The organism is Kordia sp. (assembly GCF_965283645.1).
Lineage (GTDB): Bacteria > Bacteroidota > Bacteroidia > Flavobacteriales > Flavobacteriaceae > Kordia.
This window is the reverse complement of sequence record NZ_CBDIPG010000001.1, coordinates 1,808,775-1,824,069: the sequence shown is the minus strand read 5'-3', so window position 1 is coordinate 1,824,069 and position 15,295 is coordinate 1,808,775. Positions and strand designations below refer to the sequence as shown.

The 15,295-nt window shown below is 31.2% G+C and carries 13 protein-coding genes; 7 read left to right on the top strand and 6 right to left on the bottom strand.

The features are described from left to right. Positions 1-18: 18 nt before the first annotated feature. Complete coding sequence (locus tag ACQ654_RS07910) at positions 19-1,404, top strand: pyridoxal phosphate-dependent decarboxylase family protein (protein WP_430409782.1); 1,386 nt, start codon at positions 19-21, stop codon at positions 1,402-1,404. Positions 1,405-1,788: 384 nt separating this feature from the next. Here the strand turns inward: ACQ654_RS07910 and ACQ654_RS07905 are convergent, their stop codons facing one another. Further along, positions 1,789-3,012, bottom strand: a complete 1,224-nt coding sequence (locus tag ACQ654_RS07905) for an alpha/beta hydrolase-fold protein (RefSeq protein ID WP_430409781.1) — start codon at positions 3,010-3,012, stop codon at positions 1,789-1,791. A 543-nt stretch (positions 3,013-3,555) separates the two neighbouring features. Next, positions 3,556-5,043 carry a serine hydrolase gene (locus ACQ654_RS07900; protein WP_430409780.1) on the bottom strand — a complete coding sequence of 496 codons (1,488 nt, stop codon included), beginning with the start codon at positions 5,041-5,043 and terminating at the stop codon, positions 3,556-3,558. A gap of 507 nt (positions 5,044-5,550) precedes the next feature. On the opposite strand from ACQ654_RS07900, the gene ACQ654_RS07895 reads away from it, so the two are divergent. Further along, positions 5,551-5,829 (top strand): transposase, encoded by a 279-nt coding sequence (locus ACQ654_RS07895; protein WP_430413011.1) that lies wholly within the window; start codon positions 5,551-5,553, stop codon positions 5,827-5,829. Positions 5,830-5,927: 98 nt separating this feature from the next. Here ACQ654_RS07895 and ACQ654_RS07890 read toward each other — a convergent pair whose 3' ends face one another. Beyond that, a complete protein-coding gene (locus ACQ654_RS07890; protein WP_430409779.1) occupies positions 5,928-6,857 on the bottom strand; it encodes a hypothetical protein in 930 nt (309 codons plus the stop codon). A 580-nt stretch (positions 6,858-7,437) separates the two neighbouring features. On the opposite strand from ACQ654_RS07890, the gene ACQ654_RS07885 reads away from it, so the two are divergent. After that, the gene (locus ACQ654_RS07885) at positions 7,438-7,656 is read left to right on the top strand and encodes a transposase (protein ID WP_430413010.1); all 219 of its coding nucleotides are present in this window, start codon (positions 7,438-7,440) and stop codon (positions 7,654-7,656) included. Between the two features lie 288 nt (positions 7,657-7,944). Here ACQ654_RS07885 and ACQ654_RS07880 read toward each other — a convergent pair whose 3' ends face one another. From ACQ654_RS07880 to ACQ654_RS07870, 3 genes are all read right to left on the bottom strand, one after another. Further along, positions 7,945-10,146, bottom strand: coding sequence for a response regulator (locus ACQ654_RS07880; protein ID WP_430409778.1), 2,202 nt, complete (start codon positions 10,144-10,146; stop codon positions 7,945-7,947). Between the two features lie 25 nt (positions 10,147-10,171). Beyond that, the gene (gene gap / locus ACQ654_RS07875; protein ID WP_430409777.1) at positions 10,172-11,167 is read right to left on the bottom strand and encodes a type I glyceraldehyde-3-phosphate dehydrogenase; all 996 of its coding nucleotides are present in this window, start codon (positions 11,165-11,167) and stop codon (positions 10,172-10,174) included. Positions 11,168-11,351: 184 nt separating this feature from the next. Next, the gene (locus ACQ654_RS07870; RefSeq protein WP_430409776.1) at positions 11,352-12,146 is read right to left on the bottom strand and encodes a T9SS type A sorting domain-containing protein; all 795 of its coding nucleotides are present in this window, start codon (positions 12,144-12,146) and stop codon (positions 11,352-11,354) included. 331 nt (positions 12,147-12,477) lie between these two features. Between ACQ654_RS07870 and ACQ654_RS07865 the strand changes: the two genes are divergently transcribed. The 4 genes from ACQ654_RS07865 to ACQ654_RS07850 are packed head-to-tail and all read left to right on the top strand — an operon-like array spanning position 12,478 to position 15,237. Next, positions 12,478-13,176 (top strand): hypothetical protein, encoded by a 699-nt coding sequence (locus ACQ654_RS07865; protein WP_430409775.1) that lies wholly within the window; start codon positions 12,478-12,480, stop codon positions 13,174-13,176. Beyond that, positions 13,176-13,832, top strand: a complete 657-nt coding sequence (locus tag ACQ654_RS07860; protein WP_430409774.1) for a hypothetical protein — start codon at positions 13,176-13,178, stop codon at positions 13,830-13,832. The genes ACQ654_RS07865 and ACQ654_RS07860 overlap by 1 nt, the downstream gene beginning before the upstream one ends. Then, positions 13,802-14,554 (top strand): sensor histidine kinase, encoded by a 753-nt coding sequence (locus tag ACQ654_RS07855; protein ID WP_430409773.1) that lies wholly within the window; start codon positions 13,802-13,804, stop codon positions 14,552-14,554. Before ACQ654_RS07860 ends, ACQ654_RS07855 begins: the two co-directional genes overlap by 31 nt. An 8-nt stretch (positions 14,555-14,562) precedes the next feature. Continuing rightward, entirely contained in the window at positions 14,563-15,237 is a 675-nt protein-coding gene (locus tag ACQ654_RS07850; protein WP_430409771.1) for a response regulator, read from the top strand. The last annotated feature ends 58 nt before the right edge of the window (positions 15,238-15,295 follow it).

Sequence of the window (15,295 nt, the reverse complement as noted above, 5' to 3'; positions counted from 1 at the left end):
AAACTAAAAAAGAATTGAATGTCTAATATACATAGTGATATTACTTTATTTAATGAACTTACTGAAATTTTATTAAATGAAGAAGAAAATAACCCAGTTGCAGACCGAATAGATGCACACAAATTATATGATGCTGTTGACCTTTCGTTAAACGAATTGCCAATGGTAGATGATGCGTTTAAAACTGCGCTTCAAAATGTGTTAATATCTACTCCAAAAACAGCAACAAACTTATTTTTTAACCAACTATTTGGCGGTAGACAAGGCAAAGCTGTTTTAGGTGACTTGCTTGCAGTAATGCTAAACAATAGCATGTATACGTACAAAGTTGCAGGACCTCAAGTTGGTATTGAACAAGAAATTATTAGAAAATCATGTGAATTAATTGGGTATGGTTCGCAAAGTAATGGAACATTCCCAACTGGTGGTTCTATGAGTAATTATATGGCTTTAATAATGGGAAGAGACGCCAAAGATCCGGCATGCAGGTCTAAAGGAATTTCAAAACCAATGATTGTATATACTTCTAAAGAATCACATTATTCTAACGCAAAAAACACAAGTTTTGCAGGAATAGGTAAAGACAACATTCGTTATATTGAAACTGATGCAACAGGAAGAATGGTTCCTGAAAAATTAGAAGCAACAATTATTGAAGATATAGATAACGGATATGTGCCAACGTACGTAAACGCTACAGCTGGAACAACTGTTTTAGGAGCTTTTGATCCCATAGATAAATTAGCTACTATTACTGAAAAATACAATATATGGTTGCATGTTGATGGCGCATATTGTGGAAGTGTAATTTTTAGCGAAGCCTACAGTCACTTATTAAAAGGTATTGAAAGGTCAAATTCATTCAGTTACAATGCACACAAAATGCTTGGTACGCCTCTAACGTGTTCAATTATTCTTGTAAAAGATAAAAAGCATTTGTACAACTCATTTAGTAACGATGCCGATTACTTATATCAAACTGATGGAGACGATTTTAACTTAGGTAAAACTTCATTTCAGTGTGGAAGAAGAAATGATGCTTTAAAATTTTGGACCCTTTGGAAATCTGTTGGAACAACTGGTTTAAAACAGATTGTGAACCAACAATTTGAATTGGCTACAGTTGCTCGTGATTATGTTAAAAATAATCCAGATTACACTTTATACAGTTTTGATGATTCAATTTCTATTTGTTTCAATTACAAAAATATAGATCCAACAACACTCTGTACTGTATTATATGAGCACCAAATTACGGTTGTAGGTTTTGGTTCATTTAATGCTGATACGTTTGTAAGATTAGTTACTGTAAATGCTACAAATACAAAAGAAGATATCTTGAATTTCTTCAAAGTATTAGAAGCCTTTGTTGCGGAAAACGCAGACTTGTTTGAGAGTAAATAAAAAGTAAGTATGTGTCGTCCTAAAATAGGTTGACAGTTTTTTTAATTGACTTGTTATGAAAAAAAAGTATGTCCGCGAAATGTCATAAAGCTATAAAGTATGTCATTCTGGACTTTATTTTAGAATCTCATACCGTGTTATTACAAAATATTTTACTTTAATTCTTTTATTATACCATTGACGGTTTTCATTAATTTATTAGCTGTATCTAGGTCACTTTGATTTGTGACAATTGAAATTCCCATTTTAAATTTCATTTAATAAGTTTATTGGTTATTTAATGAAGACGAAGAATTGATAAAAGTGTTACCATTTAGATAAAACTTTTATATGTAAATTTAAAAAAGCAATTCATTATTCACGATGTTCTAAAGACTATTTTTATTACTCACCCAATTCCTTTAGTTTAGCTTGAGCGTCTTGGTTTTTATCTATTTCGATGGCTTTTTTATAGTGCCTAATTGCTTCTGATTTCTTTTTTTGAGATAAAAAATAATTACCTAAAGCAACAAAACTTTTTGATTCATTAGGATAGAAATCAGCATTCATTTCTAAATATGCTAAGGCTTTTTTAGGAAGATTATGACCATCTAACATAAAGAAACCAAGATCATTTAGTAACTGCCAATCTGGTTTTACTTCACGCTTTAAACGTATGCTTAATTTTTTATAATGCAAATAAAATGGTTCTGTTAATTCTTTGGTAGAATATTCTTTTGGTGTATTAAATCTCCACATCTCTGGGAATGGAAACCAAGAAAAAACAGATCGCAATCCATTATATTGAGCTGGTACAACAATACTTCCATGGTCTTCATCCTTAAAATATTCCCAAGTGAAGTGAAGCATTTTACTGTTTTTTACTAATAAATCATGAAACTTTAGATTTGCTCTAATCTGTTCAGTAGGAACTGTTTTGTCTTTTCTAACTTTAACTGTGTCCATTGCTTTACCAATACTATTTGCTACAGCTATATATAATGACTTTTTCTTTTTATTTCCTTTATTTATTAGATTTTGAGTTGCTTTCACTAGATTTTCTTTATCCCACCAAAGACTTGGATCTATTGCTAAATAATTATCAAAAGAGTTTTCGTGATACAAGTAAGAGTAAAGTACAAATAGACCTCCAGTTGAGTGACCAATAATTGTATTGTTGTTTTCTGTTGGATATTTATCATTTATAAATGGTTTTAACTCTTGATCTATAAATTTTATAAAATTACTAGCACCTCCAGAAGTTTCCGATTTGTGTCCGCGTTGAAAAGGCACGTTGGTATGTGTGAAATCTCTAGTCCTATCTGTATTCTTTATACCTACTATTATAGATTGGGGAATTTTCCATGGGGTTAGTTGTTTTAACATTCCGGTAATAACATAGAAATGTTTCGATGCGTCTAATACATAAATAACTGGATATTGTTTAAGACTATCAAATTCTTCAGGGACATGTACCCAAATCTCTCTTTGTTCTTGTAATATATTTGAATACAGGCTATCAACTTTTCCTATTACTATTTGCTTTTCGTTATTTTGATTAAATTGCGCTATTCCTTTGAAAGATAGGCACAATATGATTGCTGTAGTTATAATTTTAAGCTTTCTCATTTGTTTGGTTAGAATTTAGTTTGTTATTCTTTTTGACTAAAAGGTAACCTCAAGAATAATACCATATATTAATCTAAAAACTGATTTCTCTTTGTGTATTTTTCAAATTGTCTCTAACGTGTGTATAAGATTTGTTGTGTGATTTAAGCTCAAAAGTTAGTAAATAAACCAGAGCTAAAAAGCCCGCGAGAATTTTAGTAAGTAGTCTAGATCCAAGGAATTAATTTTATACGATGTGCCTGTTACACAAATCTGAAATATTGATAAATTTCTTATCTTAAATACTGCAAGGCAAGAAGATATATTAAGAGCAGTTATTCGATAGTTTTTGGTTGAGTGATCGCATTCCCAAAAAGAACTTTTATCGTTGTTTATCAGAAAAACTAGATTTAGATTATTGTGTCTTATACTGATTTAACCTTACAGTTGTTTAGTTATGTTACTAAAAAAACCTTACACTATAAAATGAATTACTGATTTTTCCTTACAGTATAAATTCTGTTTTGATTAAGTTAGAGTTCTTATTTGTATCATAATTTCTAATTAATTATTCAACTGTTTTTTTAAAAGCCTTTCTATCTCTTCTTTCGCATACTCATAGGTTGAATCCATTTTAAGAGCTTTTTTGTTCCATTGTATCGCCAAATCTATACTATCCAGTTCTTTGTAAGCATCAGCCACACTGGAAACCCATCCAGCGTAGTCAGATTCAACCTCTACAAGATATAAAAATACATCTAAGGCCTCTTTTGGGTGTTTTCTATCAATCAACCAATAACCCAAATTATCTAAATATTTAGCATTGACATAATAGTCTTGAGGTTTTTTTTGTTCTTCTTCTTGATATATCTCTTTGACTTTTTCTATACCACTTGTTAAAATATAGTCTTTAAGCTTGTAGCTTAAAGGACCTTTTAAATGTATACTATCATTAAAGACAGAATTCTTTATAATTCTTGCACAATTGTTTGAAGTCCAGAACTCATCAGCATTAACCATCATAACAAATGCTAAATTTTTTTCTGGCATGAAACCAAAAAATGAATTATAACCAGTGTCTTGTCCACTATGATAGTAAATAGGAATATCATTTAACTTTCCCGAAAACCAGCTTAAATGAACTTTGTTTTTTCCATTATAAGTGTAAATACTTGTTAACAAATCATAGGATTTTTTGCTAAAAATTTGTTTGCCGTTGATAGTACCTTTGTTAAGATATACTTGAGCCCATAGTAACATATCTTCAACATTTGAGTGAAGTGTTGAACTTCCAGCATGTATTCTGTTGTAAGGATAAATTTCACTAACAATCATTTGAAGACTATCCCCTAATATATGTGGTTTTGTAGCCAAATCTTTGGGAACTTCATGCTTAAAGAAGGTGCTGTTTTTCATACCAATTGGCTTAAAGATATTCTCTTTCATATACTCTTCAAAAGTCCTATCCGAAACCTTGGCGATTACATCGCATAGTATATCAAATGCAGGATTACTGTAATTAAATTTTTCACCAGGAGTAAAATCAAGCTTAACATCCTTTTGACTTCTTGCATAACGCTCTACTGCACCATCGTCATATTGCGGCTTATCCCATTCATAATCATTAATATTTGGAATTCCAGAAGTATGAGTAAGCATATGCTTAATTGTAATGTCTTTATATCGCTCATCTTCCATTGTATAATAAGGTAAATAATGAGTAAGCTTTTCTTCCAAATCAATTTTTCCTTGTTCTACTAATTGAATGATTGCTGTTGCAACAAAAGGCTTGGAAACAGATGCCATATGAAATAATGAACGAGAAGTTAGAGGCTCATTCGTATCTAGACTTTTAACGCCATGCGCATCGGCATATAAAATTGTATCATTTTTAATAAGTCCAAAAGCAATTCCTGGAGCATCAAAATGATCTTTCTGTTTGAGTAATGCATTTTTAATTTGTAGAGCTTTGGGTGAGAGGTTTTTTTTTGTTTCTTTTTTACAACCAAACAAAAAGCATAAACAGATTATTACTGTGAGAAGTTTTTTCATATTGGATAGTTTTAGTAGTTAAAGTAAAGACATAAAGATTGATTGATTGTTACACTTTTACTGAAGTAATGCTTAATAATTCTTTACGAACTCAAAATCAATTCTAAAATCTGATTTGGGAACTCTGGCTTTTAAGGTGTTTTTTAGTTGCCAATGAAAAATCCTTTTAGAAACTCATTCAGCCTTTTTTAGGACAAGTTATAATGAAGTACAATGTGTTTATATAAGGTTAGTTACGTTGTTTAAACACCTAGTTTAGCAAATACAAACCGAATAGAAAATCCACGAGAATTTTCGTAAGTAGTCTAGATCCAAGGAATTAATTTTATACGGTGTGCTTGTTGCACAAATCTAAAATATTGATAAATTTCTTATCTTGAATACTGCAAGGCAAGAAGATATATCAAGAGCAGTTATTACATAGTTTTTGGTTGAGTGATCGCATTCCCAAGAGAATTTTTATCGTTGTTTATCAGAAAAACTAGATTTAGATTGTTGTGAAACTAGCTGACAAAAAAGTATGGGTCCTGTAGTGTTTTTCAAACTGTCTTTGGCACACTAAAGGAATATATGGGACTCAGAAAAATAAATACATTAGGAATTCAACAAGCAAATAAAGTGATGCACATGGCTGTTATTGCTTATAATTTAAAGAAATACCTAAAATTCATCATAAAAACGTCAAAAAGTGGAGTAAGCCTACTTGGCTTAGTCATTTTTAAAATAAAATCACTAGAAGATAACGATATCTTGATTGTAAGCGGTGTTCATTTTAGAACTTTATAGTAAGAATTGTAAGAAAAATGCTCTTAAAAGCATTAAGAATGCATTGTTTTATGTGAAACTATTGGGTTCTGCAAAGGTTACCAGTGTTAGTAAATGTTTTATTCTATTATTGCATTGAAGATTACATCAGCGTTTACCCAATAAACTTCTCCTTTTTCAACACCTGCCCATCCTTTTTTTTCAGGATTATTATATTTTCTGGAGTAGATAAAATATTTTCCGTCAGAAGACATATACGGACAATAATAACGCCAGTTGCTTTCATATTTTAATGGTATTTCTTTCGGTTTTGTCCACTCACCATTATCATTAAACGTTATTTGAAATTTACCTTGCCCATTAGTAATGGCATACCGCTCATCTGGTGAAACATAAGTTATTAGTTCCTTTTTCTCTGTCTTAGTGTTTATGATAACAGGTGTTTCAAATTTTTCATTTCCTAAATATTGTGCACGATATGTATTCATTCCTCCTTCATCACTTGGTCTATTTGAGCGAAAATATAAACTTCCATCCGCTGTAACAACAGGATAAGTTTCTAAATATTCAGAGGAAACCCCAAAATCCACTTTAGAGGCTAATTGCCATTTACCGTCCACTTTTTTACTCTTATAAATGTCTGGTGGTATTGTGTAAAGTTCTTCTCGGGTAACATCATTTTTATAAAGCTTAGGGTCTACACCGAGAAAATACATTGTCTTTCCATCTTTAGTAATTGTAGGGTCACAAGCAACTGAAAATAATATAGTATCGTCATACATTTTAATGGGTTTAATGTCAGACCACTTGCCATTAACTAATTCAGAATTATGAATAACAAAGCTGTTGTCCACAATTCTTGAAAAGAACATTTCTGTATTGTCATAATTAAAAACTACATTAAGTTCGACATTGCTAGTATTAACAATTGATGGTGCAAATAATTTAGGAATTGTAGAAGGAGTTTCTTGGTCGAAATATGAAATAGTGTTGTTTTTACAGCTAAAAAATGTTATAATAATTAAGGAAATTGATAAAAATTTATTCATTACTGTTAAAGTGTTTGCTAACGGGTTTGCGTGCGAGGATTTTCTGAAGGAAAATCAGATGTAGCAAACACGCAACTACCTTTTAATTAAGCACCTAATATAGCATTATTTTTCACATTGTTGGCTATAGTTTTTTTTTTCGCTTCCACTTTTATTTAGCCATTTCAAGCTTAATTTTATTCCGATTAAAAGGCTAATTCTCGCAACAAATAAATTCGCACTTTCTCCGTCAAAACTCTGATTAAAGACTCCGACAACTAAAACATTTACAAATCCTGAGCTTATAAACCAAAAGCTATAAATTGAAAAAAAATCAAACTTTTTGAGAATTTAAAAACAATAGGGTTTTCATTCCAATTCGGTTTTTCAAACTTAAATCCGAGTAAACTCCAAAATTTTGTGATTAAGGGAAGAAATAACACAAAGAACAAAAAGTCAGAATAATAATTCCGATGTGAAAATCATTTTTTGATTCCGTTTCTCCATTAAAATTCAGAAGTGATAACGATAAAAAACAAAAAATAATAACCACTAAACTTTTTATTTTTCCAATGTTATTCCAATTTTTCATTTTTTGAGTGTGATTGATAATTGTAGCTTATTAGGTTTAGATATTCTATATTTTTTAAGATATGATATTGATGAGGAACTTCCTCGGCATTCTACTATCAGTAGAACGCGACAGTTATTCCTAGAATCAATATTTGAAGAAGTATTCATACGTGTTTTTATACTTTGTGTTGCCCAAGGTACGGTTAATCGATTTGGCATCAATCAAAGCAAGTGCTTCAATGGATAGTTTAGAACTTAAAGTTGCTAAGAAAAACTTAGAGGCGCATGCATACAAAGTTATCAAACTCACAGTTAAATAGTATAAATTCTCAAAAATAAGAAAGGCGAGTAACCAACTCGCCTTATTCTTTAACTAACCAATCCAAAATTTATGTGAAATGAAAACAAAGCGTGATAGCTTTTGTTTGCTTTCAAAATGTATAACACAAAGCGTGTGCCAAAAGTTGAAATTACAGCTTTTAAGAATACTAAATATTTGTTAATGAATGGTTTTGAGTAATTATTTCTTGTTGAATTAAGAAAGAATATGTGAAATCTTTTTGTAGAAAATCTCAGGATCAAATGGTTTTGAAATTACTTCATTGAAACCATCTTTTAAGAAATCATCTTTATTATCGTCCAATGAAATTGCAGTCAGAGCAATAATTGGTGTAGAAACATCAAATTTTCTAATTTCTTTTGTCGCTTCAATTCCGCTAATTCCTGGCATGTGAATGTCCATTAAGATGAAGTCATAACGATTGCTACGTGCGTAATCAATTGCTTGATAACCATCGTCTGCAATATCACAAGTCATGTTTTGCTTTGCAATAATTTTCTTGGTAATTACTTGGTTGATTTTATTATCTTCAACTAACAATACTTTAAATTTACGACTCTTAAGATCCGTTTTCTCTTCGTTAATAGCTTCTGCTTCAATGGTTTCAATAGGAATTTTATCAAAAGTCAACGAAAAACGAAAGTTAGAACCTTTTCCAAGCTTACTTTCTAGCTGAATATCACTTTCAAGCAATTCTAACAAACTTTTTACAATGGTTAATCCCAAACCAGTTCCACCATATTTTCGATTAATCTGAACCGAACCTTGTGAGAAACTATCAAAAATATTTTCTTGCATTTCATCAGAAATACCAATTCCATTATCTTTTATTTGAAACTGAATGTTTTGTTGTGTTTCACTTTCTTGTTCAATAGTAGCAATGATTTCAACCAATCCATCTTTGGTGAATTTTAATGCATTACTAATTAAATTGATAAAAACTTGTGACATTTTTAAATAATCACCAACCAATTTTTCAGGAATGCCTTTATCAATATTCAGAATGATTTTATTGTTGTTTTCTTTAGAAGTTTGCGTTAGCGAATTTACAACATCATTCAATACTTTTTTAAGTTGCAAAGGTGCTTTTTCAACTGCTAACTTTCGTGCTTCAATTTTATTAACTTGAAGAATATCATTGATAAACGTCAATAGATAATCACCCGAAAATTTCAACGATTTTAAATGCTCTTTTTGGCTTTCGCTTGGGTTTTCTTCTAACAATAAATGTGTCAAACCAGTTACGGCATACAAAGGCGTCCGGAGTTCGTGTGTTACTGTTGATAAAAATTGCGCTTTGGCTTTCATTGCTTTTTCGGCATTATCTTTTGCCAATTGCAATTCAGAGTTTTTCTTTAATAATAAGTTGTTTGTTTTTACCTTAATTTGGTTATTTCGATACAATGAAATCGTTAATAATGAAATAATAATCAGTAATGCCGAACTTAAAATTGAAGTTAATTTATTTCGTTTTCCTTTTTGAGATTCTTCTGTGTTTTCACGTTTTAACTCTTCAATATAACGTGTTTTAAATTCGTTATCAAAATATGCATCTGCCGTTATCTCTTGCTGTAATCGTGCATTATTGTAGATAGAATCGTTAATTTTTAGGTATTTTGACTGAAAATTATACGCATTTTCCATATCGCCCATGCCATGAAATGTATCTGAAATAATACGCGTACTTTGAAGCTTTATAATAGGGAAATTATAGGAAGTGGCAATTCGTAACGCGGCTTCTGCATTCAGTTTTGCATCTTTATATTCCTTAATATTTTTGTATGCTTTCGCTAGATTTAAATGAACTTTGGCACGAAGATAATTTGGTTGATATACATCGTTAATTGGCAACGAATTTTCAAAACGTTCAATAGCATTTCCGTTAATTCCCTGACTCAAAAAGAATAAACCTTTATAATATTTTAACTTGTTGATATCATCTTTCGATTGAAATTTACTAAAGATAGCTTCCGCTTTGTTAAAATGTTCGTCGGCAATGCTATACGAGGTATTTCGGGTAGCCGTTAACGCCTGTAAAATATAATTGTAACCAAGTCCAAGTGAATCATCAATACTAGTTTGAATTTGTGCCGCTCTGAGTAAAATATCTTTAATATCTTCTGGGTTGAAGTTTTTGTAGTTTTCTTCAATCTCCAATTCGGCACGAAGCATATACGCTTTTGCTCTACTTTTTTTGTCATTAATACTATCAGAAAGGTCTAAAATGGTAGTTAATTTCTCATAGGCAAGATGCATTTTAGCTTTTTTCTTGTATTCGTAAACGTCCACAAAAGACCGCTCAATACTGTCCTTTACTGTTTCATTTGACTGTGCTTGGGACAATACAGAGAATAAAGTAAACAATAAATATATAATGTGTTTTACTTTAAACACCATGAAGTAATGATTTATTCAAAAATACTTATTTATTTGAAATATATAGAATTAAATCAATTAATCTATGGGAATACCCGATTTCATTATCATACCAACCGATAATTTTCACCATTTTCCCTATTACAGAAGTCATTAGCGCATCAAATGTGCACGAATATGGATTGTCAATAACATCTACAGAAACGATTGGATCTTCCGTGTACGATAAAATTCCTTTCAAATTTGTTGCTGCCGCTTTTTTAAAAGCTGCATTAATTTCCGCAATTGACGTTTCCTTTTTCACGTTAAACGTGATATCTGTCAATGAGCCATCAGGAACCGGAACACGAATTCCACAACCACCAATTACATCTGAAAATTCAGGAAATATTTTTGTCAATGCTTTGGCGGCTCCTGTAGTAGTAGGAACAATGCTTTGACTTGCACCACGTGCGCGGCGTAAATCACGATGTGGCTGATCGTGTAAACTTTGATCCGTTGTATAGGAATGAATTGTAGTAATATACGCTTGATCAATTCCGCACAGTTCGTTGATCACTTTTATCATTGGTGCGGCATTGTTTGTCGTACATGAAGCATTGGAAATAATAGTTTCTGAACCGTCCAAAATATGCTCATTGACACCTAAAACTACCATTTTAATTTCTTCGTCTTGTGGCGGAACCGCTAAAATTACTTTTTTTGCCCCATTTGTAATATGATGTTCTAAATGTGGTTGCGTTTTAAACTTTCCGGTAGCTTCTACAACAAAATCTACGTGGTATGGTTGCCAATTAAGTTGGGCAATATCTGAAATATTGGTGACAGGATATTTTTTTTCATCAACTATAATTTCAGTTTCAGTATGTTTTACATCTTTATGCAAAACTCCGTGAATACTATCATACTTTAGCAAATGACTCAGCGTGCGTGTGTCTGCCAAATCATTAATAACAACAATTTCAATTGAAGGATGATTGAGGAGTAGTCGAAAAAAATTTCGACCAATTCTACCAAAACCATTAATAGCAACTCTAATCATGCGTATGATGTATTTAAAAGAAAAACAAAATTACGATTTTAGATTGAAATAGTTAGTAGTATTGAGAATTGAGTAGCTAGATTTTTTAGGGATTAAAATTCTTTAAAATCTCAATGTAAAAAGCGCAACCTTCCAAAAATTAAGAAGATTGCGCTCGCCGTAATAAAAAGATATTTTGCGTTGATTATTGTTTTACAAATCGTTTCGTGTCTGTATTACCAATCTTTAAAAAATAAACGGCACTTTTTAAGTCAGTAACATTTATTTTTTTACGATCAGCTACGATTCCTTGTTTTACAATCATACCTAACGTATTGTAAATAATATAGTCTTCTTCTGTTTCGATACCTGAAATTTCAATAAAATCATTAGTTGGATTTGGAAATAATGCCACATCTTTTGAATTTTGGGTAACATCATCAACAGATAAAACTCCTGCTGTACCAATACTAAAGTTGTCAAAAAAGATATACATACTTGGAGATGCCACACGTATTTCATCTACTGCAGGCCAATTGAGGGTGAAAGTTCCAATTTGATCATCTGGGACAGTAAAAGATTGAACATTATATTGTACACCATCTCTAAAACCATAAAAAGTAATGGTAACTGATGAAATTGTGCGCAAGTCAATTAAGTAATCAATACTTACAAAACTAAAATTCGAACTATCAGAAGTGTATAGTTTGATTCCTGAATTTATATCATTTGTTAAAACTTCGCCAGCAGGATACACTCCGCTTTCATTTTGATAGCTGTTAAATCGCCAACCATCATACGAAATGTCGTCTATAACCGTTCCGTTAGCTATGTATTGTATATCATTAAAAATAGTGTCCTCATATGAATAGTCAGAAGTTTGGTTTCCTGATATTGGCAATGCGAAAAAGTCATCTTCATATGATGTTTCACATGTGTTATTCGCATTAGCGAAATAGGTCATTAAAAGTAATGTTAAAAAAGTAATTTTTTTTGTCATAATGTTGAGTTTTAGAGTGAATAAATTCTTTTCCTACCTTGTTTAGCAGGCTTTTAGGGGTTTTTGTTAATAGTAATCATACAATAGTATATTCTTTTTGTATTACTGTGTAAAACTATATATTTATTTGAGAAAACCTATATGTAATTTTTACGATATTTAGCAAATAGGTAAAATTACGTACGGTAAATTTTTACATGTGTAAAACTTACAGTACCTATGAAATGCGTAAAATTACGCATGGCAATTCTTGATGCTTTTTTTACATTTACAATCAAATAGAATAAGAATATTTATTAATAGATTAATCAATTTAAAACCCTTAAACATTATGGCAGACGTTAATTACCTTAAGACTAATATTGAAAACTGGAAAAAGCTTACAGAAGAACCTGTGAATGCAGGAATTATTCCAGTACTTCAAGAAAATGGAAATAATTTTGAATTAACTTTAGATGCAACTTTAAAAGCTGCTGAGCGATTACATATATATGTTACGTTGGATCTTTCTCAAAAAATTCAATTTTATGTGATTCCGCATAGTTTAGATACTGCTACTAATAAAAGTATTTATACTTCTGGACTGTATCCTATTCCTTTGAGTTCACAAAATCAAGCGGTTAGACCTCAAGAAAATAATATATTGATTACTTGGATTGATAACTGGTGTAATTATGACTTGCGTGATCAATGGCTCAGTAAAATTACTTTTATTCCGCAAGTTTTGGTTATTCATACAGCTGATTTTATCGTAAATGAGTTGCATAAATGTTATTTTGCCTTAAGACCCAATTCAAATCCAACAATTCCATCTAAATATAGAATGGACTTAGTGATTCAGAATACAGTTACAGGTGCTTTTTTAAATCCTACAGTTCAATTGACTAAGGTAGAAGGAGCGATAGCTGATAGTTCTTTTGAACCACAATTTGCAGATATGGCACGACCTGTTCCACCATTTGGACAGGAAGGACATGTCTCTACAGATGAATCTAACTTTGGAGTTTTATTACAATCAGGAACCGCATAATGAACTCAAGTACGCTTTCAGAAATATTAACTTATCTATCACCACTCGTATTGTTTATTGGTACGAGTGTTGGTTTATTTTACTATCAAAAATTAGATAAGATCACCAAGCTATTGTTATACTTTTTAATAGGAAGTTTGGCAATCGATATCTCTTCCAGAGTGTTGGCGCATCTTTTAAATAACAATCTTATTTTATATGTAGTGCTTAGTTTGTTAGAACTTCTTATCTTCTTTAAAATATATGATACGCTATGTAAGAAGAAAAAAATAATACGAATATTAACAACCGTAGGCGTACTATATACATTAACTGAATCTATATATTTGAATGCAAATAACGTAGAACTATTTCAGCCATATGCCAAAGCATTAACACCTTTATTGATTGTGATTATGACGTTGATTTATTTCTTTGAATTAATTCAGGAGGAAATGAAATTAATCAAAGGAGAATCGCGTTATTTTTCATTCAATAGTATCGTTTTATGTTTTTTTGCGTTGGAATTTTTATTTTTGTTACCGATTAACTTTTTAATCAACGGAGGTTTCTATTTAGCAGTGTATGTCTTAATTGCACATGTATTTTTATTGGTATTATTTTACTCGTATTTAACTTATTTTATATGGAAGCATGGCAAAAGCCCGAAACGATAATTCTATGGATAATTATTGTTGGAATATTTTTAGTGGTGCTGTTAACAGCGATCATTTTCTTAGTGCGTGCCATCTTTAAAAAGATACTTAAAGCAAAAGAAAAAGAAGCAAAAACACAATTGGCATATCAACAAAACTTACTTGAAACTACGATAAAAACACAAGAAATTGAGCGACATCGTATTGCGGCTGACATTCATGATGGGTTAATAGGTAAGTTGACAGCCATAAAAATGGAGCAAGAAATAAAACAGCAAGATCAAAAAACGATTGACGCACTTCATGAAAGCATCAACATTGCACGTAGAATATCACACGATCTAAGTCCGCCACTAATTGAATTTACCAAGCTTCCCGAACTCATCAAAGAATTACTATATCCTTGGGAGCAACATATCATCATCAACACGATGTATGATATTAGAGAAGAAACAAATGATACGGACGATTTTAAGGTGCAAATTACACGAATCATTCAAGAAATTATCACCAATATAGTAAAGCATGCCAATGCAACACAAATGCATTTACACCTAAAACAAACAAAAAATTACATGGCATTGAGTATTTGTGACAATGGAAAAGGCTACGATACAACAAAAAAAAGCAAAGGTTTAGGAACTAAAAATATTGAAACTAGAGTGCAATATCTCAAAGGAAATTACAAAGTGAAATCAACACTTGGGAAAGGTACTTTTAATATACTACTATTCAAAAACTAAAAAGAATTATGGAAAAAATAACAATCGCATTAGTAGATGATGATGGATTAATAGTATCACTTCTAAAAGACTTTTTAGGAAATCAAGAAGGAATAGAAGTCTGTTATACAGCGGATAGTGGTGAAATGCTCAAAGAAAAATTAGCGACAGACAGTGCATTGCCAGATATCATTATTCTAGATTTAAACATGAAAGGAATCAATGGCGTAGAAGTAACGGAGTATTTAAAGAAAAATTCTCCAAGCATTCGTGTCATATTAATGACTTCACACTACAAACGTTCCTTTATGGGATTCATGTTAAAAACAGGTGTTTCGGCATTCTTACCCAAAGGAATTTCGCCTTTAGAATTGTTGGAAATAATAAGAGAAGTCTATGACAAAGGGTTTTACTTTATGGACGATCAATTAGGAACGTTGCGCGAACAAATATCACACAAAAGTCCAAAGCCAAGCCTAATTGAGAAAAACAAACTCACCGAACGCGAAATAGAAGTCTTAAAACTCATCTGTTTCCAAAAAACGGCCAAAGAAATAGGAGAGAAGCTCTTCATAACACCACGAACTGTGGAAGGACATAAAAACAATCTCTTCATTAAAACCGAAGCGCGAAACATTGCAGGGTTGGTTATTTACGCGATTCAGAATAATTATATAGAACCGAATGAAATTCCACTTATTTAGTAGTGAGTAGTTAGATGTGAGTATTGAGAAAGGAGAATAAAGAAAATAGAGTCAAGAG